Genomic DNA, 23,560 nt, shown 5'->3' on the forward strand with positions numbered 1-23,560 from the left:
CCTGCCGGCTCAGACGGAGGGAGTCTCCTCGTCGGCCTGCTCCTCGCCCTCGGCGGGCGTCCCCGGGATGAAGCGCACCGTCTTCACCCGGCGCTCGTCGACCTCGGCGACCTCGAGGGTGCCGCCGTCGATCGCGACCGTGTCCCCCGCCTCGGGGATGCGTCCCAGCTGCGCCATGAGGAAGCCGCCGACGGTCTCGTAGCCGCCGGTGTCCGGCAGGGAGATGTCGGTCGCGGCCTCGAACTCCTGCAGGATCAGGCCGCCCTCGAAGGTGCCGTCGGCCGCGAGGATGCTGTCCAGGCCGCCCGGCGCAGGCCAGCTCTCCGCATCGAACTCGTCGTAGATCTCGCCCACGAGCTCCTCGAGCAGGTCCTCGAGGGTGACGATCCCGTCGGTGCCGCCGTACTCGTCCACGACCACGGCGATCTGATCGGCGTGGGCGCGCATCCGGTTCAGCGCCGAGAGCACCTGGACGGTGCCGGGGATGTGCTCGATGGGGCGCACCAGCTCCGACATGCGGGTGCGGGCCGGGTCCTCGACCAGCAGCATGTCGCGCACGTGCACGAAGCCGAGCACGTCGTCGACGTCGTCGCCGGTGACCGGGTAGCGGGAGAAGCCGGTGTCGCGGATCTCCTGTCGGCTCTCCTCGACGCTCTGGCGGCCGTCGAGGAAGTGGACCTGGTGGCGGGGCTGCATGACCTCGACGACGGTGCGCTCGGAGGCGTCGAACACGTCGGCCAGCACCCGCGACTCGGCCTGGTCCAGGGCGTCGGAGTCGCGGACCATCGCCTTGATCTCCTCGGCGGAGACCGCCTCGCGGTTCGCGTTCGGGTCGCCGCCCAGCAGGCGCACGACGAGGTTGGTGGAGGCCGACAGCAGCCAGATCACCGGGCGCATCAGCTGCCCGAACAGGTGCAGCGGCGGGCCGACGATCCGCGTCATGCCCAGCGCGTTCTGCATGGCCAGGCGCTTGGGGACGAGCTCGCCGAGCACGAGGGAGAGGTAGGCGATGATCAGCGTCATCCCGATCAGCGCGGCGGTCCCGGCGGTGGCCTCCGGCAGGCCCAGCCCCGTCAGCACCGGCACGAGCGAGGGCGCGATCGTGGAGGCGCCGTAGGCGGAGGAGAAGAACCCGGCGACGGTCACGCCGATCTGCACCGCGGAGAGGAACTGGTTGGGGTCGCGGACCATCGTCGCGGTCTTCGCGCCGCGGGGCCCGGACTCCTCGAGCTGGTCGATCTGCGACTCGCGGAGGTTCACGATCGCCATCTCGGTGCCCGCGAACACGCCGCCGATCAGCACGAAGAGCAACACGAGGGCGATGTTCAGGAGGACGGAAGGATCCATGGGGCAAACCTACCGGTGCGGGCCTGGGGCGCGGCTCAGGCAACGGGCCGCGCCGGTCGCGGCAGGGTCGTCCCTCGCGGCACGCACCGGAGGGCGGCGCCGGACTGTTCACAGCAGCGGCAGCAGCTCCTCCCACACGGCACGGAGGATCTCCGCGCCGGAGCGGCCCTCGAGGTGAGAGGTCACGGTGAGCACGGCCTGCTGCGCGGGCAGGACCAGCAGGAACTGTCCGTAGGCACCGTCGGCCCGCCAGGCCCCGTCGGCCGTGCAGTCCCAGACTCCGAAGCCGTAGCGGGCCGCCTCGGGCTCGGGGTCGCCGGTCGTGACCCAGGTGCCCTCGGCGTGGAGGGCGTCGATCCAGTCGGCGGGGACGAGCTGGGTGCCCTCGTGGGCACCGCGGTCCAGGAGGAGGCGGCCGAGGCGCGCGAGCTGTCCGCTCTTCAGGTGCAGGCCGGTCGCGCCCCACGTGTGGCCGTCCCGGGTGGTGAACCACTGCGGGTTCAGGATCCCGAGCGGTGCGAACAGGCGCGGCATCAGCCAGTCGCGCAGGGTCTGCCCGGTGCGCTCCTCGATCACGCGGGCGAGCAGGAAGATCGAACCGTTGGAGTACTCGAACCGCTCGCCCGGTGCGGCGGTGAGGTCGGTGGCGAGCAGGTGGGCGGTGAGGTCCTCGTGCTCGCGCTCGGCGTCGAGGAAGCCGAGCACCGGGGAGCCGGAGGTCATGGTCAGCAGGTGCCGCAGCCGCACCTCGTCCACGCCCTGCCCGTACCCTCCGTCCGGGGCGGGCAGGTGGTCTGTGAGCCGGTCCTCGACCTGCAGCAGCCCCTCGGCCTCCGCCATCCCGACGGCGAGGGCGGTGACGGTCTTCGAGACCGAGTAGACGTTCTCGGCGGTGTCCTCGACGAATCGGTGGGAGAGCTCGGGACGGCCCGTGCGGTGCAGATGCAGGGCGCGCACGCCCAGGCGCTGCTCCAGGATCCGCTGGCGCAGCGGCAGCAGGAGGTAGGGGTCGGCGGGGGTGGCAGCGAGGTCGCTCATGGCTCGACCGTAGCCGGTGAGGCCGATGCCTCAGATGTGCACCGGGTCGGGGGCCTCCTGGCCTGCAGGCCGGGTGACGGGCTGGAGCAGGCGCACGCCCTCCCGTCGGCCGATCCACACCACGAGCAGGCCGGTGAGCGCCAGCAGCGCGATCGCGCCCGTGATCCCGCCGGCGAGCGCGGCCTCGGGCGCGGCCGCGGCGGGGACGGAGAGCGCGGCGGCAGAGGTGCCCGGCGCGGCGGCGGCCGCCCCGACGGCGCCGACGCCGGCGCCCGCGCCGCTGCCCGCGCCGAACGCCCCGACCAGGTGCGCGAGGACGGTGAGCGTGGTGGTCAGCGCGATCGGCAGCTCGAGCCCGCCCGTCTTCCAGGCGAGCACGCCGGCGCTGAGGCCGAGGGCGAGCGCGGGCAGCAGCACCGCCGGGGTGAGATCCCGGCCGATCAGCATCACGGCGGTGCCGGCGAGGACGGGCAGGACGGGGCTGCGCAGCCAGGTGCCGAGCGCCTGCATCACGGTGCCGCGCAGGCTCAGCTCGAGTCCGATCGCCTGCACCGGGGCGAGGACCAGCACCAGCAGCACCACGAGCAGCAGCTGCGGGATCGAGGCACCGGACCCGGCGGCGATGACGGGGGCGCCGGCGAGCATTCCGGCGAGCGCGGCGAGCACGACCACCGCGAGCCCTCCCCCGGCTCCGGCGAGCAGCAGGGAGCGGTCCGGGCGCAGACGGGCCGCGACCGACCAGGCGGTGCCGAGCGGTCGCCAGGCGCCCCCGCGCACGCCGACGATCCCGGCAGGCAGCCACATCGCGCCCATCGCCAGGGCCAGGCCGACGTCCAGAGGGCTGGTCGGGTCGCCGCTGGTGACGCCGCGGGCGATGTTCACGCCGGGCACCACCGCGAGCAGCAGCACCGCGGTGACCAGCACGACGGAGCTGAGCACCACATAGGCGAGGAGGGCCGCGCCGAGGCTGAGCAGCGGCTTCGCGGGCCGGGACCAGGCCGGGCGGAGGGTCGCGAGGCGGTGGTACGCCGTCGCGGGGGTGGCCGACGGTGCGGCGTCGGGGCTGCTGTCGGGCGCGGCAGCGCCGGCCGGCCCGGAGCTCGCGGCGCTCATGCGGCGCGCTCGGCGAGGCGGCGGCGACGCTCATGCTGCGCCTGGTCCTGGGCGGCGTGCGCCTGGGACGCGGCGGCGGAGAGGCCGAGGTCCTCCAGCGCCAGCGGCTGGGCGAGCGGGCCGAAGGGGCGCTCGCGGCGCACGGCGCCGTCGGCCGCGAGGTGCAGCAGCTCGCCGGAGTCCATGAGGCGCCAGGCCGGGTCATCATCCATCGGCTCGGAGGCGATCACCACCGAGTCGATCCCGGCGAGGTCCTCGCTGCGGGTGCGCAGCGTGGCGGAGGACTGGTCCAGCGCCTCGCGGGGCGCGGACGTGGTCGCCTCGCGCTCCAGCACCCACAGCTCGTTGGTGGCGGGCAGGCGCACCGCGATCAGCTCCTCGTCCTTCAGCACCAGCACGTTCACCGAGTACACGGGAACGTTCCGGGCGATCCAGTCCAGCGCCGCGACGACGCCGCCGCGCAGGTCGCCGCGGTGCGCGGCGACCTCCCCGGTGATCAGCGCGGCCATCCACTCGCTGTCGGTGACGCCGCGGACGTGATGGGCGGCGCCGAGCTCGCGGACCCGCTCCTTCATCTGCTCGGTCACCTCGAGCACCCCGTTGTGGGCGGAGAGGATCCCGTCCTGCAGGAAGGGGTGGGTGTTCTCGTCGCTGTGCCCGGTGCCGGAGGAGAGTCGCACGTGCGCGATCATCGCGCGGGACCGCACAGCGGTGGCGATCTGCCCGAAGCGCTCGGAGGCGTAGGCGGCCACGGGCTTCTTCGCGACCTGCGCGGCGCCGTGCTCGTCGATCCAGCCCACCCCTGTCCCGTCGGCGTTGAAGCGGGACTGGCTGAGCAGCGAGTAGGGGGCGTCCAGCAGCCAGAAGTCGGCGGTGATGGGCTGGTCGGAATGGAGGGCGAAGAGTCGGCACATGACGCCTCCACTGTAGAGCGGGAGGCCTGTGGGCGCCGTGAGGGCCGACACCGAAGGCAGGGCGCGGGCATGGTCAGGTGGTGGCGCTGGGCGTACCTCTACGCCTATATAGGCGTAGAGGTACGCCCAGCGCCAGTACTCGTCACCCACGCCCCGCTGCACGCCCCTCCCCCTGCCGCGCACCCGCGGCGCGAGACCCGTCACCTTCGGGAAGGACCGCGCTGACCGGCGCGTTCGGCCGGACGTGAACCACTACTCTCGTCCCATGCTCGGGATCCTCGGCGCCGGGAAGGTCGGCACGGTGCTGGCCCGTCACGCGGTCGCCGCCGGTCACGAGGTGCTGATCGCCGGCTCCGGCGACCCCGCGAAGATCACGCTGATCACCCAGTTCCTGGCCCCGGGCGCTCAGCCGGTCACCGCCCGCGAGGCGGCCGAGCGCGCGGACCTCGTGATCCTCGCGCTGCCGCTGGGCAAGCACGCCACGATCCCCGCCGACGCCCTGGAGGGGAAGGTCGTGATCGATGCGATGAACTACTGGTGGGCGACCGACGGCCAGATCGAGGAGTTCTCCGCCCCCAGCGCCTCCACCAGCGTGTTCGTCCAGGAGCAGCTGCCGGGCGCGACCGTGGTCAAGGCGTTCAACCACATGGGCTACCACGACCTCGAGGACCTCGCCCATCGGCCCGCGCCCCGTGCCGCGATCGGGATCGCCGGCCCCTCCCCCGCGGCCGACGAGGTCGCCCGTCTCGTGGACGGCCTCGGCTTCGACCCGGTGCTGATCGGGGAGCTCGGCGAGGGGGTGCGCCTGCAGCCCTTCACCGAGGCGTTCGGGGCGAGCACCGATGCGGACGGCCTGCGGGAGATCGTGGAGCGGTTCCCCGAGACGGACCGAGGCCGGGAGGTCATGGCCGCGCTCGGCGCCCGGGTCTGAGCCATGCTCACCACCCGGGCCTGAGCCACGCTCGGCACCGCCGCGAGGAGGGGGTCCGCCGCAGGAAGTCGGCCGCGCGGACGATCCGTCGGCCGGGCCGCGTCCCTACGCTGGTTGCATGACCGCATCCCGGCCCGTCGGCCCCGCCTCGCCGCAGGAGGCCGCCCCGGCCCCTGCTGCCACGGCCACCGCCGGCGCTCCGGGGCATGGCGCACCGCCCGCATCCGTCGGACCTCCCGCCCCCGCCGAGCATCCGGGGCCGAGCACGCCGCCCGGGCCCGGGACGCCGTCGTGGCGGAGCCTGCGCGGCTGGGCGATCGCCGCGGCGCAGACCCTGCTCTGCCTGGGGCTCGGCGGCCTCATCTTCCTGATCGTCCTCGGCGACCTGCTCTTCGAGTTCGACGACGCCCCACCGCAGGGGCTGCTGGCGATGTCGGCCGTCGACGCGCTGGTCGGGATCGTGGTGACGACCGCGATCGGTCCGCTGCGCCTGCTGCGCCCGGGCCGCCTCCATGCGGCGGTGCACCTGCTGATCACGGCGGTGGCGGGGCTGAGCGTGTGGAGCGTGCCCGCGGCCGGGATCGCGCTGTACCGGATCGGGCTGCGGCGTCGGCTGGTGCTGGACATCGCCGCCGCAGTGCTGCTGGGTGCGGTCGCCGCGTCCTGGCTCGCGCTCGACGGGCACCTGCGGGGCGAGGAGGACCTGCGCGTCCTCGCGGCCGCGCTCGGGGTGATGCTCATCGGCGCCCTCGTGCCGCTGCTGATCGGCCGCGTGGTCGGCACCCGCCACGAGCTGATCCGCACGCTGCGCGAGCGCGCGGACGCGGCCGAGCGCGAGCGCGCCTCCGCGGAGCGGGAACGGGTCGCGGCGGAGCGCGAGCGGGTCGCCGCCGAGCAGGCCCGGTCCTCGGCGGACCAGGCCCGACGCTCGGCCGAGCAGGCCGGACAGTCGGCACAGCGGGAGGCCGACGCCCTGCGGCGCGGCCGCGACGCGGAGAGCGCCCGGGTGCGGGCGGAGGAGCGGGCGGCGCTGGCCCGCGACATGCACGACAGCGTCTCCCACCACCTCGCCTCGATCGCCATGCACGCCGGCGCGATGGCCTATCGCGAGGACCTCGACCCCGCGACGCTGCGCAAGACCGCGCGGACCGTGCGCGACGCCGCCGAGCACGCGAACCGGGAGCTGCGGGAGGTGCTCGGCGCGCTGCGCACCGCCGACGATCACGCCGCCGACGACGCCGCGCCGCTCGCCACCGTCCCCACCCTCCAGGAGACGGTGGACCGGGCGCGGGCCGGCGGGCAGGAGGTCACCCTCGCACTCGACGGGCTGGACGTGGCCGAGCTCGAGCAGCTCGGACGCGGCACCGTCGTCGCTCTCGCCCGCATCCTCGGCGAGGCGCTGACCAATGCGGCCAAGCACGCGCCCGGCAGCGCCGTCACCGCGCTCCTCGCCCGACGGGGCGAGCAGGTGACGCTCACCGTCCGGAACCCGCTGACCGGCGACGACGCACGGACCGGGCCGGACACGATCGACCGGCCGGACGGCGCGGCCGACAGGCCGGACGACGCGGCCGGCAGGCCGGACGACGCGAGTGACGGGCCGGACGCCGCCGGCGGCGAGCCGGAGCCCGGCCCGGACGACGGCATGCGGCCCCCCTCGACCGGTCACGGGCTCATCGGAGTCGAGGAGCGAGCGCGTCTGCTCGGCGGCGGGGCCCGCTGGACGCGCACCGAGCACGGCACCTTCGAGATGGAAGCATGGCTGCCATGGTGAACGACGGATCGATCGCGCACGGGGCCGCCCGCGACGACAGCGGCACGGACGGCACGGGCAGGCGGGGCGGCGCCGCCCCCGTGCGGGTGCTGCTGGTGGACGACGAGGCGCTGATGCGCTCCGGCCTGCGCCTGATGATCGACGGGGCGCGCGGCATCGAGGTGGTCGGCGAGGCGGCCGACGGGCACGTCGCCCTCGAGCAGGTCGCCGCGCTCACTCCGGACGTGGTGCTGATGGACATCCGCATGCCGCGCATGACAGGGCTCGAGGCCCTCGCCGCGCTGCGCGAGCGCGGCGATCAGGCGCGGGTCGTGATGCTGACCGCCTTCGACACCGACGAGTTCCTGCTCGAGGCGCTGCGCTCCGGGGCGGAGGGCTTCCTGCTCAAGGACTCCCCGCCCGAGGAGGTGGTCGAGGCGGTGCTCGCCGCCGCCGCGCAGCGGCCCCGCTTCTCCCCCGAGGTGCTGCGCCGCCTGGTGCGCCTCGCGGCCGACGGCGGTGCGATCGGCACTCCTGTCGACGGGCCTGCACCCGGCTCCTCGGCCGGCAGCGCCGCGACCAGCGCCTCCGGCACCAGGGTGGGGACCGGGTCGACCGCAGGGGCGGGCGCCACGTCGGCGGGTTCCCCGTCGGCCGCAGGGGCGGGACCGGCGTCCCCGTCGGCGGGATCCCCGTCGGTCGAGCCCTTCCCCTCCCCCGTGCCCGAGGGGATCACCGAGCGGGAGTGGGACGTGGCGCGGCTGGTCGCGCAGGGGCTCGCGAACCCGGAGATCGGCGCGACCTTGTTCATGTCCGTCGCGACGGTGAAGACCCACCTGGGCCGGCTCTACCAGAAGCTGCAGGTCACCAACCGCGTGCAGCTCGCGATCGCGGTGCTCGAGCTGGGGGGCTGAGCGCGTCTCAGTTCATCAGGACGACGGCGGCGAAGGCGACGAGCAGGCACGCGGTGCCGAGGCCCCACACCCACGCGGGCACGTTCTTGCTCTTCGAGGTCACGACGGTGGCGTAGAGCGAGATGATCGTCGCGAACATCAGCATGCCGGAGAGCAGGAACAGCAGCACGACGGCGGTGCTCATGCCGCCTCCCCCGTGCTCTGCGTCGACGTCGCCATCGATGGTCCTTCCCTCGCTCTGCCCCGACCCGCCGAATGGTAGTACACACCGCGCTGACCGGGGACGATGCCGACCGACGAGGTGGGGCGGGCCACCCGCCGGCCGCACCGCCCCGGTGTTCCGAGCTGACAAGAACTCCCTTCCGCGACAGAATCCTCGTATCCTGGAGGCCGGATCTCGATGGGGAGGTTGTCATGGACCAGCACGACGGCAGTCCGGCCGGGGGCACCGGCGCCGCGACGCCCGCCGCGGGCGGGGCGCATCGCGCGGCATCGCCCGGGGCCGAGGGACCGCTCCCGGTGGTCACCCTCTGGGAGCACTTCGGGGCCGGGGCCGACGCGATCGGCCGCGAGGTCGCCCAGCGGCTCGCCCTGCCCTACCACCAGCAGGCCTTCAGCTCCGAGGAGATCGAGTCCGACGGCCGCGACCGAGGCCCCTCCGCCGAGCAGAAGGCCGCGCAGATCGAGTCCAGCCTCGCGCTCGCGCAGGTGTTCTCCGCGATGGGCGGGATGTACGGCGGGTTCGACGGCCGCGACATCATCGACACCCAGGAGCAGAAGCGCACGCTGATCGCCGAGAACGACGCGACCGTGCACCGCTTCGCCGAGGAGGGCGGGGTGATCGTCGGCCGGAACGCCACCGTGCTGCTCGCGGACCGCCCCCGTACCCTCCATGTGCTGCTCACCGCCGATCCGGAGTCCCGCATCGTCCGCGCCGCCGAGCGCGCCGGGATCTCCCACGACCGTGCGGCCAAGCGGCAGAAGCGGGAGGATCAGGTGCGGGTGGACATGTCGAAGTCGCTGTACGGCTGGGACCCGAGCGCGGTGGAGAATTACGACATGGTCCTGAACACCTCGCGCCTCTCCCAGGTCGCTGCCGTCGAGGCGATCGTCCATGCGGTGACGGGGCCGGGCTCCGCCCGGTGACCGCCTCCCGCGTCCTCGTCGTCGAGGACTCCCCCGACGTCCGTGCCCTGCTGGTCGAGGCCCTGCGCGACGAGGGGCACGAGGTTCTCACCGCGGCCGACGGGCTCGCCGCCCGCGCCGCTCTCGCCCCGGGCGGCGAGGCCGCGGGCGTCGACCTGGTGGTGCTGGACCTGATGCTCCCGCACGTGGACGGGTCGGTGCTGCTGGCGGAGATCCGCCGCGCGGGCGTGGTGCCGGTGCTGGTGCTGTCCGCGAAGGACGCCGTCTACACCAAGGTGGACATGCTGCGCCTGGGCGCCGACGACTACGTGACCAAGCCCTTCGACCTCGCCGAGCTCACCGCCCGGGTCGAGGCGCTGCTGCGCCGCTCCGCCCCGCCCGCCGCCGCGGAGCCCGCGCCGCTGGTCCACGGGCCGCTCTCCCTCGACCCCGCGACCGCGCGGGTGCGGCTGGACGGGGCCGAGGTGGCGCTGACCGCGACCGAGCTGCGGCTGCTGCACCTGCTGCTGGCCTCGCCCGGGCAGGTGTTCTCCCGGCCCCGGATCTACGAGGCGGTGTGGGAGGAGCCGTTCGTCGGCGACGACGCGGCGGTGAAGACCCACGTCTCGAACCTGCGCGGCAAGCTGCGCGAGGCCGCGCCGGCGCTGGACCCCATCGAGACCGTGTGGGGGCTCGGCTACCGGCTGCGCGCGCTCTGACCCGTCGGCCGGGGCGCCTGCCCCGTCGGCCGCACCGATCTTCACGCTTTCCTGACCTTCTCCGCCCCGCTCCTCACGCCTGCCCGACCTCTTCTCCGTAGCGTCGTCCCCGACACCACGAGCCAGAAGGGAGCCCGGCATGGGTCAGACCGTCCTGAGGACCCGGGACCTCACCAAGCGCTACGGCGACCACGCCGCCGTGCACGCGATGAGCATCCGCCTCGAGCGCGGGCGGATCTACGGCCTGATCGGCCGCAACGGCGCCGGCAAGACCACGCTGATGCGGCTGATCGCGGGGCTGTCGATCCCGAGCTCCGGAAGCATCGAGCTGTTCGACGCCGACGCCGAGCGCCCCCGCACCGCGGACCTCTCCCGCATCGGCACCCTCATCGAGTCCCCCTCCCTGCACGGCGGGATGACCGCACGGCAGAACATGCACCTGCACCGGCTGCTGCGCGGCGTGCCCGACCCCGGCGTCGAGGAGCGCCTGCTCGAGCTCGTGGGCCTGGCCGGGACGGGCCGGAAGAGGGTCCGCGACTTCTCCCTCGGCATGCGCCAGCGGCTCGGGATCGCGCTCGCCCTGATCGCGGACCCGGAGCTGCTGATCCTCGACGAGCCCGTCAACGGTCTGGACCCGCAGGGCGTGGTCGAGGTGCGGCGCCTGGTCCGCTCGCTCGCGGAGGAGCGCGGCATGACCGTGCTGATCTCCAGCCACAACCTGCCCGAGCTGTTCCAGACCGCGACCGATTACCTCATCGTCGAGGGCGGCGAGCTGCGCATGACCCTCACCCTCGAGGAGCTCGAGACCCAGACCCAGCAGTACCTCGAGGTCGCCGCCGCCGATCCCGCCGCCCTGCTCACCACGCTCGAGGAGGCCTGGCCGGACGCGGAGGCGCGGGTCATGCCCGGCGGGACCGTGCGCCTGCCCTACCACGCCGACCAGGCCGAGCAGGTGCTGCGCACCCTCGTCGCCGCCGACGTGTGGCCCACGCGCCTGGCCCGCGAGGGCGAGAGCCTCGAATCGTTCTTCCTGTCCGTGATCGGAGGAGAGAGAGCATGATCAACCAGCTGCGCGCAGACCTCTACGCCATCGGCCGCACCGGCCCCGTCCTGATCTGCCTCGCCGTCGCCGTGCTCGCCGCGGCGCTGTACACCGTGCTGCAGCACAGCCTCGCCGCCGGCGACCTCGGCCCCGAGGCGGCCAGCGGCGTGCAGGTGCTCAGCGACGCGCTGATGGTCTCGCTGATGGGGCCGCTGCTGTTCGGGGCCCTGGTCGCCCAGCCCTTCGAGACCAAGTCCGTGCACGACTCCCTGCTCGCCTCCGGGCGCGGAGCGTTCGTCGGCGCGAAGACGGTGCTGACCGCCGCGGCCGTGACCGCCCTGTCCCTCCCCTACGGGGTGGCGGTGCTGATCGGGCTCGCGACCGAGCAGGAGTTCGCCCCGGCGATCCCCACCGCGTTCTCGCAGCTGCTCGCCGCCGGCGGCGGTCTCGACGGCGGCCGCGTGGGCGAGATCCTCGCGATCACCGTGGCCATGGCCGTGCTGACCACGGCGAAGCTCTCGGTGTGCCTGCCGCTCGCGTTCGTGCTGCGGCGCCCGCTGGTGGTGATGGCGATCGGCTTCGTGTGGGGCTTCCTCGCGGACCTGATCGGCTCCACCGCGGCCGACGTCGAGGGCCTCGACGCGCTCGTGCGCCTGACCCCCTTCGCCCGCGACCACGTGCCGGGCCTCGACGCCACCGGCGGCGACCTGGTGGGCACGCTCGCCTTCTCGCTCGTGTTCATCGCGCTGATGGGGCTGGTGTCCTGGCTGATCTTCCGACGGGCCGACGTGAAGTGAGCCGGGGCCGAGGCCTCGCCGCGCGGGGCCGCCCGCGGGCGGCGCTGTCCGGGTGGCCGCGCCGTGCGGGGCGGGTCTGGGATCATGGCCGGACCCGCCCCGCTCCGTCGGCCCGGGGACTCGTCGACCAGGGAGGCCCGATGACGGTCCTGCTCGTGGTCATCGTCGCGCTGTGGCTGGGCACCGCCGCGTATCTCGTGGTGGTGCTGCGCCAGATCACGATGGTGCGGCGCCGGCTCGAGGAGCGCGCCGGGCAGGAGTCCCCGTCGGCCGTGACGCTCGCGCTCGTGGTCCCGCAGCTCGAGCAGCTCACTGCCCGGGTCAACGAGGCCGTCGAGCAGGCCCGGCAGGCCTCGACCCGCACCCGCGCCGAGGAGCGGCGGATCCGCTCCTTCATCGCGGACGTCTCCCATGACCTGCGCACCCCGCTGACCTCGGTGCGCGGCTACCTCCAGCTGCTGGAGCGCACCGACCTCGACGCCGTCCAGCACGAGCGCCTCGCCGCGGCGCACCGCCAGACCGTCGAGCTCGGCGCCCTGGTGGATCGGCTGTACGAGTACGCGTACCTGCTGGACGTCGAGCCGCGCCAGGAGGTCGAGCGCCTCGACGTCGGCCTGCTGGTGGGCGAGGTGCTGCTGGGGATGAGCGGCGAGATCGAGCGCGCGGGGCTCGAGGTGGAGCTCGACCCGCCGACGGGCCTCGCGATCGGGAGCGACCGCGAGATGCTCACCCGCATCGTGCAGAACCTGGGCCGCAACGCCGTCCAGCACGGCCGCGGAAAGCTCGCCGTCGAGGTGTCGGCGTGGGAAGGGGCAGCGGCTCGGCCGCGGGTCGGTGCCGAGAGCGCCGGGCCGGACGTCGCGCCGACGACGAGCGACGGGCCGACAGCCGGGGTCGCTGGGACCGGCGTCACGCCGATGGCGAGCACAGGACCGACCGCCGGTGTCGAGCTGCGCTTCCGCAACGGCGTCGCTCCCGACGCCGAGATCGACACCGCCCGCCTCTTCGACCGCTTCTTCACGGCCGACGCCTCCCGCTCCGCCCGCACCAGCGGACTGGGCCTGTCGATCGTGGAGGTGCTGGTCACCGGCATGGGCGGCACGGTCGCCGCCACACATGATCCGGCCGCGGCGACGCTCGAGATCCGGGTGCGGATCCCGTCGGCCGAGGCGCCGTAGACGCGGTGACACCGCTGCGCCCTCTCCCCGTCCCGGCGGCCACACCGCGCCATCCCGACGACCGCGCAGCCTGAGTCCTCGGCTCTGCCGTGTCATGCACCCCTGTGTTCCATGCGCGGAACAGAGCGGCCCACCACATGACGGCGAGGAGACGAAGAGTGCCCGCGGCGTGAGAGCCCGCGCCGGAAATCCTCGTGCCCCGCGACGGCGGTGCCGATAGCCTCGCGCCCATGCCCGCCGCCCCCCTCCCCTCCGCCCTCGACGCCGTCGGCCCCGAGACCCACTACCGCGAGGTGGAGTGGATGCTGCGCGGCGAGGGCTGGACGCCCTGCGGCACCGGTGACTGGGCCGTCGCGCTCGCCTCCCCGGACGGAACGGCCGCGGCCCGGATCAGCCCCTTCGACCCCGTCGGCCCGTTCACCGCGCACCTCTACGAGGAGGCGGCCGCGACCGGCGCCGTGCCCCGCCTGGACCTGCACCGCCGCCTCGCCGGAGGCGCTGACCTGCTGGTCATGGAGTTCCTGCAGCCCGTCGGCACGGAGAAGGCGAAGGAGTTCTTCGCGCGGGTGCGCGACGGGGACGGCGAGCTCGCAGAGCTCTCCGCGATCGTGCACCGGATCCATGCCGCGGCGCTCGAGGAGCTGCCCTGGTGCGGTCCGCTGGATGCGAACCCGTCGAACGTGATGCGCGGGGCCGACGGGCGCCTGGTGCTGATCGACCCGTTCTACGCCGACGGCCCGGCGCTGTACGGCATGGCGCAGGAGGACCCGGACCGCTTCGTCACCACGCTCCCGCCGGAGCAGCGCCGGCACCTCACCGAGATCCCGCTGGGCTGCTCCGGGCCCTGGCCGGAGGAGGAGCGGGAGGCGCTGCGGGCACGCCTGCAGCGGGCCGACCAGGAGCGTCCGGCCGAGGACCTGATCGCCGAAGCCGCGGCGGCCGACGTGGACGGATGGGGCTTCGACTGGCTCACCGGCCGCGCCACCGAGGAGCGTCCCGAGTGGGGCTACGCGCGCCTGCTCGCCGAGGCAGTCGCGGGCGCGGAGGTCGCGATCGACCTCGACACCGGCGGCGGCGAGGTGCTCGGCGGGTGCCCGCGCCTGGCCCGCGAGCAGCACGTCACCGAGTCCTGGCCACCGAACGCGGAGCGCACGCGACAGCGACTCGGCCCTCGTGGGGTGATCGTGCACGAGACCGCGCCCGGCGCCCCGATCCCGCTGCCCGACGGCGCCGCGGACCTGGTCACCTCCCGCCACCCCGTCGCCCCGGACTGGGACGAGATCGCCCGGGTGCTCGCGCCGGGTGGGCAGTACCTCGCCCAGCACGTCGGCCCCGGCTCCGCCTTCGAACTGATCGAAGCGGTGCACGGCCCGACCACCGAGGCGCAGCGCCGCGGCCGCCATCCGGACGACGAGGTCGCCGCGGCGGAGGCGGCAGGTCTCGAGATCCTCGAGCGGCGCGAGGCGCGGCTGCGGATGGAGTTCTTCGACATCGGCGCGGTCGCCTGGATCCTGCGGAAGTGCCCGTGGTGGGTGCCGGGCTTCTCGGTGGAGGCCCATCGGGAGCAGCTGCTCGAGGTGGACCGGATCATCCGCCGCGACGGCGCCTTCGTCGCCCACTCGACCAGGCATCTGCTGCACGCGCGGAGGCGGTGACCCGGGCCGCCCCGTCGCCCACCGCCGGCCTGGTACCCCCGGCGCGCCAGCTCCTCAGCAGCTTGTGGGCCGCCGTGTTCCATGACGGGAGCACAGCGGCCTACACGATGACTGCGGGAGGACGGACCGGGCGCCCCGGGGCAGAACCCCGCGCGGGGCGCTCGCCCCGTCGGCCTCAGCGGGTGGCGGCCTTCGTGCCGGGACGAGTCGTGCTCTCGCCCGGGGCGAGCGCGCCGACGACCCTGTGGGGGACGTAGGGCGCCTCGAGCGCGGAGATCTCGTCGGCCGTGAGCTCGAGCTCCAGCGCGCCGAGCGCCCCGTCGATGTGCGAGGTCTTGGTCGCGCCGATGATCGGGGAGACGACCGGGTTCTTCGCAAGCAGCCAGGCCAGCGCCACGTGGACGCGCTCCACGCCGCGGTCTGCGGCGATCTTCGCGACCTGCTCGACGATGGCGCGGTCGGTGTCCTCGGTGGAGTCGTACTTCGACTTCGCGGTCTGGTCGGTGCGGGCCCGCTCGGTGTCCGCATCCCAGTCACGGGTGAGGCGGCCGGCGGCGAGCGGGCTGTACGGGGTGGAGGCGACGCCGAGCTCGCGCAGCAGCGGCATCATCTCCCGCTCCTCCTCGCGGTAGAGGAGGTTGTAGTGGTTCTGCATCGAGACGAACTTCGTCCAGCCGTTCACCTCGGCGACGTGCTGCGCCTGCAGGAACTGCCAGGCGAACATCGCCGACGCCCCGAGATAGCGGACCTTCCCCGAGCGGACCAGGTCGTCCAGCGCCTGCATCGTCTCCTCGATCGGGACGGTGTGGTCCCAGCGGTGGATGATGTACAGGTCGATGTAGTCGGTGCCGAGCCGGCGCAGGCTCGCCTCCGCCTCGGCGAGGATCGCCTTGCGGGAGAGCCCGCCGCCGTTGGGGCCCTCGTGCATCTTCCCGTGCACCTTCGTGGCCAGCACGATCTCGTCGCGGTTCGCGTAGTCGACCAGGGCCTTGCCCACGATCTCCTCGCTGCGGCCGATCGAGTACACGTTCGCGGTGTCGAAGAAGTTGATGCCTGCGTCGAGGGCGTGCTTGATGACGGGGCGGGAGTCGTCCTCCTCCAGGACCCACTTGTGGACCCAGCGCTCGGCATTGCCGAAGCCCATCGTGCCCAGGCACAGCCGCGACACGTCCAGTCCGGTGCGGCCCAGCTTCACGTACTCCATGCGGTGCTCCTCCTGCGATGGTGCGGGCGTCGCTCGCCCGACGAGTTCCATGCTGGCCTGTGATCCGCCGGGATGGGAGGACCTGTCAGAGCACCCCTCGCACGGCCGACGAACGACGCCCCGCTGCCCCGCCCGGTCGAGGAGACGTGCCGGAGCCGGCCCAGTTGTTCGACGTCCGGTACCAGAAAAGCGGTACGGGACGTCGAACAACTCCGGATGCGGGCCCGGGCAGCGCCGTCGCAGACGCACGGCAGAGCTCCGCTATGGCGATCCCGGAGTTCTTCGACGAAACGTGCCACGGCCTGACTAGTTGTTCGACGGGAGGTACCAGAAAAGCGGTACCGGAGGTCGAACAACTGCGCCACACCGCGTCGCAGGAGGTACCGGAGGTCGAACAAATCCTCTCGACACCCCGCCGTCCGCCGCGCGGCGCGGTCAGCGGCCGGTCAGCCGCACTTGCGGAAGGTCTTGCCGCCGGGCATGCCGTAGCGCTTGCCGGTGTAACCGCCGTCGTCCGAGTAGGGGATCTCCGGGCCGTAGGGCTCACAGCCGGACTTCCCGCCACCGGACTTCCCGCTGCCCGAGCTGCCGCCGCCGGACGAGTCACCGCCGGAAGCGCCGCCGCCCGAGTTGCCGCCGGAGTTCGAACCGCCAGAGCTCGAGGACCCGCCGCCGGAGCCGGACTTCCCGTCGGACCCCGAGCCGCTGCCGCTGCCCGAGCTCGTCGCGCCGGAGGCTGTCTCCTCGTCGGACGAGTCCGCGGCCGGTGCCGCTTCCCGCTCGCGACGCTCCTGCTCCTCACGCTCCTGGCGCTCCTGCTCCTCCCGCTCGATCCGCTCGCGCTCCTGCCGCTCCCGCTCCTCGCGCTCCTTCTGCTCGCGCAGCCGCTGCTGCTCCTCATCCCAGTCGTCCTTGAGGCCCTGCACCCGGTCTCGCCCGTCGACGGCGCGCTCGCGCACCTCGTCGGCGGCCTCCCGCTGCCCGTCGAGGAAGGGGGCGGCCAGCGGCAGGGCGAGAACGGCGTTCGGGCCGGTCGCGAGCACGTCCGCGTCGAGGGCGTCGACGAGCGCCTCCGCGTCCTCGACCAGCGTCGTCGCGTCGGCGAGCGCCTGGGCGGGGTCTCCCGCGACCGTCTGCGGGATCGCCTCGGCCGCGGCACCGAGCTGCTCGACCTGTGCGGGGACGGTGCACTCGGTCGCGGCGGAGAAGAGGCCGAGCCCCTCGGACTGCGCGGTCGCCGCAGCCTCCTCGACCTCGGGCAGGAAGCGGTCGTTAGGCTCGAAGTAGACCGGCACGCCGAGTCCCTCCGCGGCGATCTCGGCATTCACCAGCGAGCCCGACTCGTAGACACCGGCGAGGGTGCGGTCGTAGCGGTCCAGCCGCTCCTCGTCGTACTCGAGCTCGATCTCGGTGCCGGCCGGGAGCCGCTCGGCGAGGAAGTCCGTCGCCTCGGGGCCCAGGCACTGCACGGGCAGGTCGGGGTGCTTCGTCTCGGGGGTGTCGATGTTGAGCAGGCGGATCGTGGTCTCCTCCCCGGCGACGACCGCGACCAGGGTGTCGCCGTCGACCACGCGCACCACGGTCCCCTCGCCGCTGCCGTCGTCGCAGCCGGTGAGCAGGGTCCCCGCGAGCAGGGCGCCGAGGGCGAGGCCCAGGCTCCGCGCACGCAGCGGCCGAGCTCCGTCGCGGAGCGTGTGCCCGCGTCGGACGTCCCGGGCCTCGAGCGCACGGTGCTCGTCCAGCACCGCGGGGGATGCGCGACGCTCCCCGCCGACCATCGTGCCCCGACCCCGACGCGACCCGCTGGACCTGCCCATGACCAACTGATTAGTTCCTCTCGAGAGCACCTGCTCGTCAATGCTTGAAGCATCTCCGACCGGTGCGACAACCGCACCTCGGGAAGACGCCCAGTCACCGAGATCACACGGGGTCGTGCCACCCTGGAGCGAGCCGCGAAGGAGGACCCATGACCACCGCCCCCGACCACCCCGCCGAGCTGGGCCGCGCCCGGCAGCTCGTCGCCCTGCTCTCCGCCGAGAAGCTGCGCCGCGGACTCGGGCGCCTGCTCGCCGGGGACGGGCCGGCCGAGGACCCCTCGGTGCGCGGGCCGCTCTCGCGCCTGGACTGGCTCGGCGAGGACGGCACGGCGGACGTCCCGGCGCTGCGTCGCATCGCGGACTCGCTCGCGCTGATGCGCTCGGACCGGGCGATCCTCGAGGTGCCGCGGCTGGACGGCATCCCGGTGAAGACCGAGGAGTCCCGCGAGGTCAGCGGCAGGATCGCGCGGATCGTGTTCGAGCGGGTCGGGTCGGCGCGCAGCCTCGGCGAGGCGGAGCTGAACGCAGCGATCGCGATGTTCGCGGCCGATGTGGCGCTCGTCCGGCGCGACGCCGTGGACTCGGGCGTGCTGGAGCGCTCGGCCGACGGCGCCTGGTACCGCCTGGCCGGCTGACCACTCAGCCGGCGGCTCGGTCGGCCGCGCAGCCGACCGCCTCAGTGCTGTCCCGGCCCGTCGGCAGGCCGGTTCGACGCCGGCCCGGCCGCGGCTACTTCAGGACCTTCTTGACCAGGTCGATCACCTGCGGCACCAGGACCACGAGAGCGATCCACCAGAAGCTGAAGCCGTGGCTGAAGAAGCCGTTGCTGGAGAAGAAGCCGATGAAGATGACGAGGAACACGACGGTCGGGGCCATCTTGACCAGAGCCTTGCCCACCTCGCTCGCCCGGTTGCGGTCCTCGGGGTCGGAACGGCCGCCGGACTCCCACTCCTCGTACCGGCGCTCGGCCCTCTCGCGAGCGTCGTCCCCGAACTCGCCGAAGCGCGGCCCGGAGTGCTGCGGCTCCGGGGAGCTCGAGCCGAAGTCCTGGTCAGCGCGACGGGACGAGCTGCGCGAGTCGAAGTCCGAGGACCAGGTGCTGTCCCCGCTCGGCAGCGGCCCGGGCCTGCTCTCCGCCGTCCCGGCACCGTCCGCCCCCGTTCCCGATCCCCCGCGGTCCTTGCCCCCGAGCCAGGACGGATCCCCGCCCGGCCCGTGCTCGTCGTTCCCCCACTGATTCATCATGCTCACAGGGTAGACATTCTTCGCACGACGGTCGCCCCCCCCCCCCCGGTCCCGGACCCCGAATGGGGCACAGGGACGGCCTCACGCCCCGCGATACCGTCGAGGCGTGATCCACCTCGACGATGCCCAGGTCAGCACGCTCCTCCCCTCCCCGACCGAGCAGGTCGCGCTCATGCGCGAGACGCTGCTCGCCCTCGCCGACGGCTCCGCCTCGGTGACGCCGAAGACCCAGGTTGTCCACGAGGAGGGCGGCTTCGCCAACGCGATGCCCGCCGCCTGGCCGGAGCGCGGACTGCTGGGCGTCAAGTGGGTGACGGTCACCCCGTCGAACCGTGCGCGAGGCCGGGAGATGATCGGCGGGCTGATGGTGCTCTCCGCGGCCGACGGCTCGACCCGCGCCACGATGGACGCCGCCGAGCTCACCGCCCAGCGCACCGCCGCAGTCACCGGCGCGAGCCTCGCGCTGGACGACCGGCCGATCACCTTCGTCGGCACCGGTGTGCAGGCCCGCTCCCACGCCCGGGTGATCGAGGCGCTGGGTCGGGGCCCGCTGACCGTGTGGGGCCGCCGCCCTGCGGCCCTCCGGGAGCTCGCCGCCTGGTGCGCCGAGCACACGCCCGGCCTCGAGCTGCGCACCACGACCGACCGGGCCGAGGCGCTCGCAGGCGCGGGCGTCGTGATCAGCGGCCTGCCGATCGGGCTGACCAACCAGGCGCTGCGCCCGGGCGAGGTCGCCGACGACGCGACGCTGCTGCCGATCGACTATGCCTCCGTCGCCGGCGCCGAGATCTCCCGCACCGGCACGGTCGTCGCCGACGACGCGGAGCAGTTCGAGTCGCTGCGGCCCCTCAAGCACGGCGAGGACTACCCCCGCGCGACCGGGTCGACCGGCGAGCTGCTGCGGGACGGTCGGCCGAGCGGCTTGGTCGTCGCGCAGAACCTCGGCTCCGGTCTCGGGGACGTGGTGCTCGCCGACGCCGTCGCCCGCGCCGCCGGGGCCTGAGCTCCTCGGCGCCGGAGGTCCGAGGGAAGCCCGTCGGCCCGGCCTGTCGCGACATCGGTCGCCGGCTCCGGCTGACGCGACCCACCGCCTGGCCCGTCGGTTCCGCGCAGCCCGTGCTGGCCGGTCGGCCCGGCACGAGAAGCCCTATCACCCCAGGTCACAGCCCTGCCCGCCGGCCCCTTCCGGTCCCTGCGGGGCAGGCGTACTCTGGAATCCACGGCGTCGAGCGCAGTCTCCGCCCCTCAGCCGTGCGGTCGGTGCGAACACCGCGCCGGCAGGCCCGTCGACGCTCCCGAACGGAGCAGACGAACGGAGGAACTGACATGTTCATCGACGGCCCCGTGCACCCGCCCCTGACCCGAGCGGATGAGGACCCCAGCCGAGCACCCGTGCGCTGGGCATCGATCGTGGTGGGGATGTTCTTCCTCGCGATCGGCTTCGCCGGGTTCTTCCCCGGGCTGACCCAGCACTTCAACACGCTCGAGATGGGCTTCGGCTCCGGGGCGATGGTGCTGGGCATCTTCCAGGTCTCCGTGCTGCACAACATCATCCACCTGCTGCTGGGAGCGCTCGGCATCGCCCAGTCGAGGTTCTCGTCCTCGGCGCGGAGGTACCTGCGTATCGTCGGCGGCCTCGCCGCGGTGCTGTGGATCTTCGGCCTGCTCGTCGACCAGGGCTCGATGTCGAACTTCATGCCGCTGAACGCGGTGGACACCTGGGCCTATCTGGTCATCGCGATCGTGCTGATCGGCCTGTCATTCCTGTCCGGGGAGGTCACGCCCTCCTCGACGAGGACCGTCCGGCACGCCTGAGCACCGGGCTCCCCGTCCCCGCCCCGTCGAGACGTGAATATGTGTCGGTATTTCCCCCGATAACGACACAGATCCACGACTCGACGCCGCTCCGAGGCGGGCCGTGAGGTACCCACCTCCCGATGCCGCTCCGAGTCGGGCGGTCAGGTGCCCTCGTCTCGGTGGCCGGCCGCCGCCCCGGCCGTCGCTCAGGCGGCGCGGATGTGCTCGGCGCGGCGGAGGTCGAGCTCGGCGGAGGTGGACCAGCCGCCGAACAGGGCCTCGCCCGGTTCGAGGTCGCGGCCGGCGGCGAGGACGCCGAGGTGCACGGGCTCGTAGCCCAGGCGGTGCAGCAGCGTGGTGACGAGCTCTGCGGCCCGGTCGTCGTCGGCGGCGAGCGCGATCGCCCGACGGGACGGGTCGCCGTGGTCGCGGCCGTGCTCCTCGACATCGTGATAGCCGATGTGGTTCAGCGTCTTGACGACGTGCGCGCCGGGCAGGCGCGCGGCGAGCAGCTCGCTGGTGGAGAGCTCGCCGGCGTGGTCGCCGAGCTCGGCGCGGGCGGCGTCGACGGCGGTCGCATCGGCCTCGCCCCAGGGGTTGGTCGCATCGACCACGACCGCGCCCTGCAGGGCGCCCGCCTCGAGGGTCAGCGCGACGTGCAGCGGCAGGGTCAGGGCGATGACGTCGCTGGTCGCAGCGAGATCCGGAAGGCCGACGTGCCGGGCACCGGGCAGCTTCGCGGCGAGCGCGGGCGGGGCGGAGCGGCCGGTGACGGCGACCTCGAGCCCGCGGCGCAGCGCCGTGCGCGTCAGCGCCGAGCCGATCTTGCCCGGGCCGAGCACGCCGAGCCGCGGGGTGTGCGGGGCGCGGATGGCGACAGGGGCGAGCACCGGGGTGCCGCGGTCGGCCTCCCCTCCCTCGGGCTCCTCGGTCTCCGGCTGGGGCGCGTGCCCGCGCAGCGCGGTCTCGAGCAGCTCGCGGGCGAGGGCGTCGTTGCGGCGGTGACAGGGGGCGTTGGTATTCGGGCGGGCGAAGGCGGCGATGGGCAGCTCGGAGGTCCAGGGGCCGACGGCCCACAGCCGCTCGCGCGCCGTGCCGTCGGGGCCGATCACGCGGTGTCGGGCGTCGGTGTCGAGGGCGCCGGGCGAGGCGGCGGACTCCCGCCCGAGGGCTGCGTCGCCGCCCGTGACCAGGTCGCGCAGCAGCGGGTTCGTGGACTCGGCCAGGGACGGCTCGGGCAGGAAGGCGTCCACGAGCGCGCCGGCCGCGATCTCGATGCCGGTGGCGCCGCGGGCGCGGAAGCGGCCGCTGGCCTCGTCGGCCGTGACTCGCAGGCCCGGTCCGAGGAAGCGGATGATGCCCGCGCGTTCGAGGGCGAGCAGCTGCTGGAGGCGGTGCGGGGGCGGGCCGGAGTCGACGAAGCTGAACAGCGAATGCCACCAGCGGGGGTAGCCGCTGGCCGCGCCGCCGCGCAGGCGGGTCGCGGGAAGCTGGTCCACCAGCACGCCGTGCAGCTGCAGCAGCAGCTGGAAGAGGGTGCGGGCGGCGGTGACCTCGTCGCCGATGCGGTCGCGCAGGTCCGCCTCGATATGGCCGACGACGGCATCGCGCGTGGCCTGCTGCGCGGCCTCGGGCAGCGTGGTCGCGCCGAGATCGGAGAGCGGCTCGTCGAGCCAGGCCAGCGACTCCTCCCCCTCCGGAGGGAGTGGCGCGCCGGGGATCTGGTGGGCGATCTCGGCGGCGATGAGCGGCAGCACATCGGTGCGGAAGTCGAGCAGGCCGTTCTCGTCCTCGAGGGCGCGGAGGTTCGCGGGGGTGACGTGCACGAGCTCGCCGAGCCCGGTCGGGGCGCCCTCGTCGCGCACCTTCGAGTGGTACGGGACGCCGCGGCGGGAGCCGACCCAGAGCCGGGGCTCCTCGCCGGAGGGGAGGTAGTCCAGGCGGCCTCGCAGATCGGCGGCCGCGTCCTCGCCTGCGCTCTCCGCCTCGGCGGAGGGCACGAAGCGGCCGCCGCGCCCCTCGGTCAGCAGCGCCATGAGGTCGATGAACGCGAGTCCCATGCCGCGCACGATCACGTCCTGCCCGGCGCCGAGCAGCTCGACCTGCGCGTCGGAGGCCTGGGAGGGGCCGAGATAGGTGCCGCCGTGACGGCGGGCGAAGGCGGCGAGCTCGTGGCGGGCGGCGTTCGGGCGGGAGTCGGTGTGGCCGGCGGCCAGCAGCAGCAGGTCGGCGGGCAGGGGGGCGCGGTCCTCGAGCTCGACGTTCCAGGCCGCGGGACCGTCGCCCGCGCGCACTGCCGTCGCGGTGGTGCGGTGCACGGTCACGGACACGGTCGAGGGCAGCGCCGCGAGCACCTGCCCGAAGAACCACTCGAGGTAGAGCGCCTGGACGCGCCGGGAGGCGAAGTCCGTCGGCCCGAGCGCGTGGATCTCGGCGAGACGGGTGGTGCCGGCCGTCGGCGCGGCGATCGTGCCGCGGCGGATCCCGTCGGCCCATTCGGCCAGCGACGGACCGGCGACCACGGGCCCCTCGACCTCGACGGTCTCATCGGTGAAGATCGAGACGTCCGCGGCGCGGGAGTTCATCAGCAGCAGCGGGCTCTCCTCGGCCCGCCAGATCCGGCCGGCGCCGGGCATGTGCGGGTCGACGATGTCCACGTGGAGCGGCGTCCCGGCGAGGCGCTCGGCCGTCCCGAGCACGCCGGCGTTCGCGCCGAGCCGCTCGAGCACGCCGATCGCGCGCGGCCCGCCGCCGACCATCACCAGGCGCGACGGGGCGCCGCGGCCGGTGTCGTCCGCGCTGGTGGGGGTCGGTGCGCTGTGCCGGGAGTTCATGCGTGCGGATCCCTTCCGAGGTGCCTCTGTGTCACAACGTGACGTGTCATAGTCGCCACCTTGCATCCGCATTAGATTCGCTTATAACGTCGAGCCTCGCAAGCCTCGACCGGCCTGCGGTTCACGTTCCGTCACGG

The 23,560-nt window shown here is 73.9% G+C and carries 21 protein-coding genes; 12 read left to right on the forward strand and 9 right to left on the reverse strand.

Going from position 1 to position 23,560, the window contains the following annotated elements; translation table 11 throughout:
• Positions 1 to 9: 9 nt before the first annotated feature.
• The 4 genes from A4A78_RS01130 to A4A78_RS01145 form a co-directional block, all read right to left on the reverse strand.
• Positions 10 to 1,347 carry a hemolysin family protein gene (locus A4A78_RS01130; RefSeq protein ID WP_062946606.1) on the reverse strand — a complete coding sequence of 446 codons (1,338 nt, stop codon included), beginning with the start codon at positions 1,345 to 1,347 and terminating at the stop codon, positions 10 to 12.
• A gap of 108 nt (positions 1,348 to 1,455) precedes the next feature.
• The gene (locus tag A4A78_RS01135; protein WP_062946607.1) at positions 1,456 to 2,385 is read right to left on the reverse strand and encodes a serine hydrolase; all 930 of its coding nucleotides are present in this window, start codon (positions 2,383 to 2,385) and stop codon (positions 1,456 to 1,458) included.
• A 30-nt stretch (positions 2,386 to 2,415) separates the two neighbouring features.
• Positions 2,416 to 3,498, reverse strand: coding sequence for a type II CAAX prenyl endopeptidase Rce1 family protein (locus A4A78_RS01140; protein WP_062946608.1), 1,083 nt, complete (start codon positions 3,496 to 3,498; stop codon positions 2,416 to 2,418).
• Positions 3,495 to 4,412 carry a class II glutamine amidotransferase gene (locus tag A4A78_RS01145; protein WP_062946609.1) on the reverse strand — a complete coding sequence of 306 codons (918 nt, stop codon included), beginning with the start codon at positions 4,410 to 4,412 and terminating at the stop codon, positions 3,495 to 3,497. The genes A4A78_RS01140 and A4A78_RS01145 overlap by 4 nt, the downstream gene beginning before the upstream one ends.
• Before the next feature lie 265 nt (positions 4,413 to 4,677).
• On the opposite strand from A4A78_RS01145, the gene A4A78_RS01150 reads away from it, so the two are divergent.
• From A4A78_RS01150 to A4A78_RS01160, 3 genes are all read left to right on the forward strand, one after another.
• A complete protein-coding gene (locus A4A78_RS01150) occupies positions 4,678 to 5,343 on the forward strand; it encodes an NADPH-dependent F420 reductase (RefSeq protein ID WP_062947912.1) in 666 nt (221 codons plus the stop codon).
• A 118-nt stretch (positions 5,344 to 5,461) separates the two neighbouring features.
• A complete protein-coding gene (locus tag A4A78_RS01155) occupies positions 5,462 to 7,117 on the forward strand; it encodes a histidine kinase (protein WP_062946610.1) in 1,656 nt (551 codons plus the stop codon).
• Positions 7,102 to 8,010 (forward strand): response regulator transcription factor, encoded by a 909-nt coding sequence (locus A4A78_RS01160; protein WP_231880799.1) that lies wholly within the window; start codon positions 7,102 to 7,104, stop codon positions 8,008 to 8,010. The genes A4A78_RS01155 and A4A78_RS01160 overlap by 16 nt, the downstream gene beginning before the upstream one ends.
• A 7-nt stretch (positions 8,011 to 8,017) precedes the next feature.
• Here the strand turns inward: A4A78_RS01160 and A4A78_RS17665 are convergent, their stop codons facing one another.
• Positions 8,018 to 8,194 (reverse strand): hypothetical protein, encoded by a 177-nt coding sequence (locus tag A4A78_RS17665; RefSeq protein ID WP_156488513.1) that lies wholly within the window; start codon positions 8,192 to 8,194, stop codon positions 8,018 to 8,020.
• A 230-nt stretch (positions 8,195 to 8,424) separates the two neighbouring features.
• Here A4A78_RS17665 and A4A78_RS01165 point away from each other — a divergent pair, with 230 nt between their 5' ends.
• The 6 genes from A4A78_RS01165 (at position 8,425) to A4A78_RS18320 (ending at position 14,526) form a co-directional block, all read left to right on the forward strand.
• The gene (locus A4A78_RS01165; protein WP_062946612.1) at positions 8,425 to 9,156 is read left to right on the forward strand and encodes an AAA family ATPase; all 732 of its coding nucleotides are present in this window, start codon (positions 8,425 to 8,427) and stop codon (positions 9,154 to 9,156) included.
• Entirely contained in the window at positions 9,153 to 9,854 is a 702-nt protein-coding gene (locus A4A78_RS01170) for a response regulator transcription factor (RefSeq protein WP_062946613.1), read from the forward strand. The genes A4A78_RS01165 and A4A78_RS01170 overlap by 4 nt, the downstream gene beginning before the upstream one ends.
• Before the next feature lie 139 nt (positions 9,855 to 9,993).
• Entirely contained in the window at positions 9,994 to 10,914 is a 921-nt protein-coding gene (locus A4A78_RS01175) for an ABC transporter ATP-binding protein (protein WP_062946614.1), read from the forward strand.
• Positions 10,911 to 11,693 carry a hypothetical protein gene (locus A4A78_RS01180; RefSeq protein WP_062946615.1) on the forward strand — a complete coding sequence of 261 codons (783 nt, stop codon included), beginning with the start codon at positions 10,911 to 10,913 and terminating at the stop codon, positions 11,691 to 11,693. The genes A4A78_RS01175 and A4A78_RS01180 overlap by 4 nt, the downstream gene beginning before the upstream one ends.
• Before the next feature lie 140 nt (positions 11,694 to 11,833).
• Positions 11,834 to 12,871, forward strand: coding sequence for a sensor histidine kinase KdpD (locus tag A4A78_RS01185; RefSeq protein WP_062946616.1), 1,038 nt, complete (start codon positions 11,834 to 11,836; stop codon positions 12,869 to 12,871).
• A gap of 230 nt (positions 12,872 to 13,101) precedes the next feature.
• Positions 13,102 to 14,526: a hypothetical protein gene (locus A4A78_RS18320; RefSeq protein ID WP_369816723.1), complete on the forward strand. Its 1,425-nt coding sequence runs from the start codon at positions 13,102 to 13,104 to the stop codon at positions 14,524 to 14,526.
• A 175-nt stretch (positions 14,527 to 14,701) separates the two neighbouring features.
• Here the strand turns inward: A4A78_RS18320 and A4A78_RS01195 are convergent, their stop codons facing one another.
• Positions 14,702 to 15,730 (reverse strand): aldo/keto reductase, encoded by a 1,029-nt coding sequence (locus A4A78_RS01195; RefSeq protein WP_062946617.1) that lies wholly within the window; start codon positions 15,728 to 15,730, stop codon positions 14,702 to 14,704.
• Positions 15,731 to 16,176: 446 nt separating this feature from the next.
• Entirely contained in the window at positions 16,177 to 17,508 is a 1,332-nt protein-coding gene (locus A4A78_RS01200) for a thermonuclease family protein (protein ID WP_231880801.1), read from the reverse strand.
• Positions 17,509 to 17,696: 188 nt separating this feature from the next.
• Between A4A78_RS01200 and A4A78_RS01205 the strand changes: the two genes are divergently transcribed.
• On the forward strand, positions 17,697 to 18,182 hold the full coding sequence (locus tag A4A78_RS01205) for a DUF2087 domain-containing protein (RefSeq protein ID WP_062946619.1): 486 nt from the start codon (positions 17,697 to 17,699) through the stop codon (positions 18,180 to 18,182).
• 94 nt (positions 18,183 to 18,276) lie between these two features.
• Here the strand turns inward: A4A78_RS01205 and A4A78_RS01210 are convergent, their stop codons facing one another.
• Positions 18,277 to 18,792, reverse strand: a complete 516-nt coding sequence (locus A4A78_RS01210; protein WP_062946620.1) for a hypothetical protein — start codon at positions 18,790 to 18,792, stop codon at positions 18,277 to 18,279.
• A gap of 106 nt (positions 18,793 to 18,898) precedes the next feature.
• Between A4A78_RS01210 and A4A78_RS01215 the strand changes: the two genes are divergently transcribed.
• Together A4A78_RS01215 and A4A78_RS01220 are read left to right on the forward strand one after the other, a co-directional pair.
• Positions 18,899 to 19,795 carry an ornithine cyclodeaminase gene (locus A4A78_RS01215; protein ID WP_062946621.1) on the forward strand — a complete coding sequence of 299 codons (897 nt, stop codon included), beginning with the start codon at positions 18,899 to 18,901 and terminating at the stop codon, positions 19,793 to 19,795.
• 323 nt (positions 19,796 to 20,118) lie between these two features.
• Complete coding sequence (locus A4A78_RS01220; RefSeq protein WP_062946622.1) at positions 20,119 to 20,607, forward strand: DUF4383 domain-containing protein; 489 nt, start codon at positions 20,119 to 20,121, stop codon at positions 20,605 to 20,607.
• A 188-nt stretch (positions 20,608 to 20,795) separates the two neighbouring features.
• Here the strand turns inward: A4A78_RS01220 and A4A78_RS01225 are convergent, their stop codons facing one another.
• Positions 20,796 to 23,423 carry an FAD/NAD(P)-binding protein gene (locus A4A78_RS01225; RefSeq protein WP_062946623.1) on the reverse strand — a complete coding sequence of 876 codons (2,628 nt, stop codon included), beginning with the start codon at positions 23,421 to 23,423 and terminating at the stop codon, positions 20,796 to 20,798.
• Positions 23,424 to 23,560: the final 137 nt, after the last annotated feature.

Source organism: Brachybacterium sp. sponge (assembly GCF_001613775.1).
GTDB classification, from domain to species: Bacteria; Actinomycetota; Actinomycetes; order Actinomycetales; family Dermabacteraceae; genus Brachybacterium; species Brachybacterium conglomeratum.

What these genes read in the sequence shown, in the direction of transcription:
- A4A78_RS01130 (WP_062946606.1), bottom strand. Translation starts at nt 1,347, where the DNA reads ATGGATCCTTCCGTCCTCCTGAACATCGCCCTCGTGTTGCTCTTCGTG.
- A4A78_RS01135 (WP_062946607.1), bottom strand. Translation starts at nt 2,385, where the DNA reads ATGAGCGACCTCGCTGCCACCCCCGCCGACCCCTACCTCCTGCTGCCG.
- A4A78_RS01140 (WP_062946608.1), bottom strand. Translation starts at nt 3,498, where the DNA reads ATGAGCGCCGCGAGCTCCGGGCCGGCCGGCGCTGCCGCGCCCGACAGC.
- A4A78_RS01145 (WP_062946609.1), bottom strand. Translation starts at nt 4,412, where the DNA reads ATGTGCCGACTCTTCGCCCTCCATTCCGACCAGCCCATCACCGCCGAC.
- A4A78_RS01150 (WP_062947912.1), top strand. Translation starts at nt 4,678, where the DNA reads ATGCTCGGGATCCTCGGCGCCGGGAAGGTCGGCACGGTGCTGGCCCGT.
- A4A78_RS01155 (WP_062946610.1), top strand. Translation starts at nt 5,462, where the DNA reads ATGACCGCATCCCGGCCCGTCGGCCCCGCCTCGCCGCAGGAGGCCGCC.
- A4A78_RS01160 (WP_231880799.1), top strand. Translation starts at nt 7,102, where the DNA reads ATGGCTGCCATGGTGAACGACGGATCGATCGCGCACGGGGCCGCCCGC.
- A4A78_RS17665 (WP_156488513.1), bottom strand. Translation starts at nt 8,194, where the DNA reads ATGAGCACCGCCGTCGTGCTGCTGTTCCTGCTCTCCGGCATGCTGATG.
- A4A78_RS01165 (WP_062946612.1), top strand. Translation starts at nt 8,425, where the DNA reads ATGGACCAGCACGACGGCAGTCCGGCCGGGGGCACCGGCGCCGCGACG.
- A4A78_RS01175 (WP_062946614.1), top strand. Translation starts at nt 9,994, where the DNA reads ATGGGTCAGACCGTCCTGAGGACCCGGGACCTCACCAAGCGCTACGGC.
- A4A78_RS01180 (WP_062946615.1), top strand. Translation starts at nt 10,911, where the DNA reads ATGATCAACCAGCTGCGCGCAGACCTCTACGCCATCGGCCGCACCGGC.
- A4A78_RS01185 (WP_062946616.1), top strand. Translation starts at nt 11,834, where the DNA reads ATGACGGTCCTGCTCGTGGTCATCGTCGCGCTGTGGCTGGGCACCGCC.
- A4A78_RS18320 (WP_369816723.1), top strand. Translation starts at nt 13,102, where the DNA reads ATGCCCGCCGCCCCCCTCCCCTCCGCCCTCGACGCCGTCGGCCCCGAG.
- A4A78_RS01195 (WP_062946617.1), bottom strand. Translation starts at nt 15,730, where the DNA reads ATGGAGTACGTGAAGCTGGGCCGCACCGGACTGGACGTGTCGCGGCTG.
- A4A78_RS01200 (WP_231880801.1), bottom strand. Translation starts at nt 17,508, where the DNA reads ATGGTCGGCGGGGAGCGTCGCGCATCCCCCGCGGTGCTGGACGAGCAC.
- A4A78_RS01205 (WP_062946619.1), top strand. Translation starts at nt 17,697, where the DNA reads ATGACCACCGCCCCCGACCACCCCGCCGAGCTGGGCCGCGCCCGGCAG.
- A4A78_RS01210 (WP_062946620.1), bottom strand. Translation starts at nt 18,792, where the DNA reads ATGATGAATCAGTGGGGGAACGACGAGCACGGGCCGGGCGGGGATCCG.
- A4A78_RS01220 (WP_062946622.1), top strand. Translation starts at nt 20,119, where the DNA reads ATGTTCATCGACGGCCCCGTGCACCCGCCCCTGACCCGAGCGGATGAG.
- A4A78_RS01225 (WP_062946623.1), bottom strand. Translation starts at nt 23,423, where the DNA reads ATGAACTCCCGGCACAGCGCACCGACCCCCACCAGCGCGGACGACACC.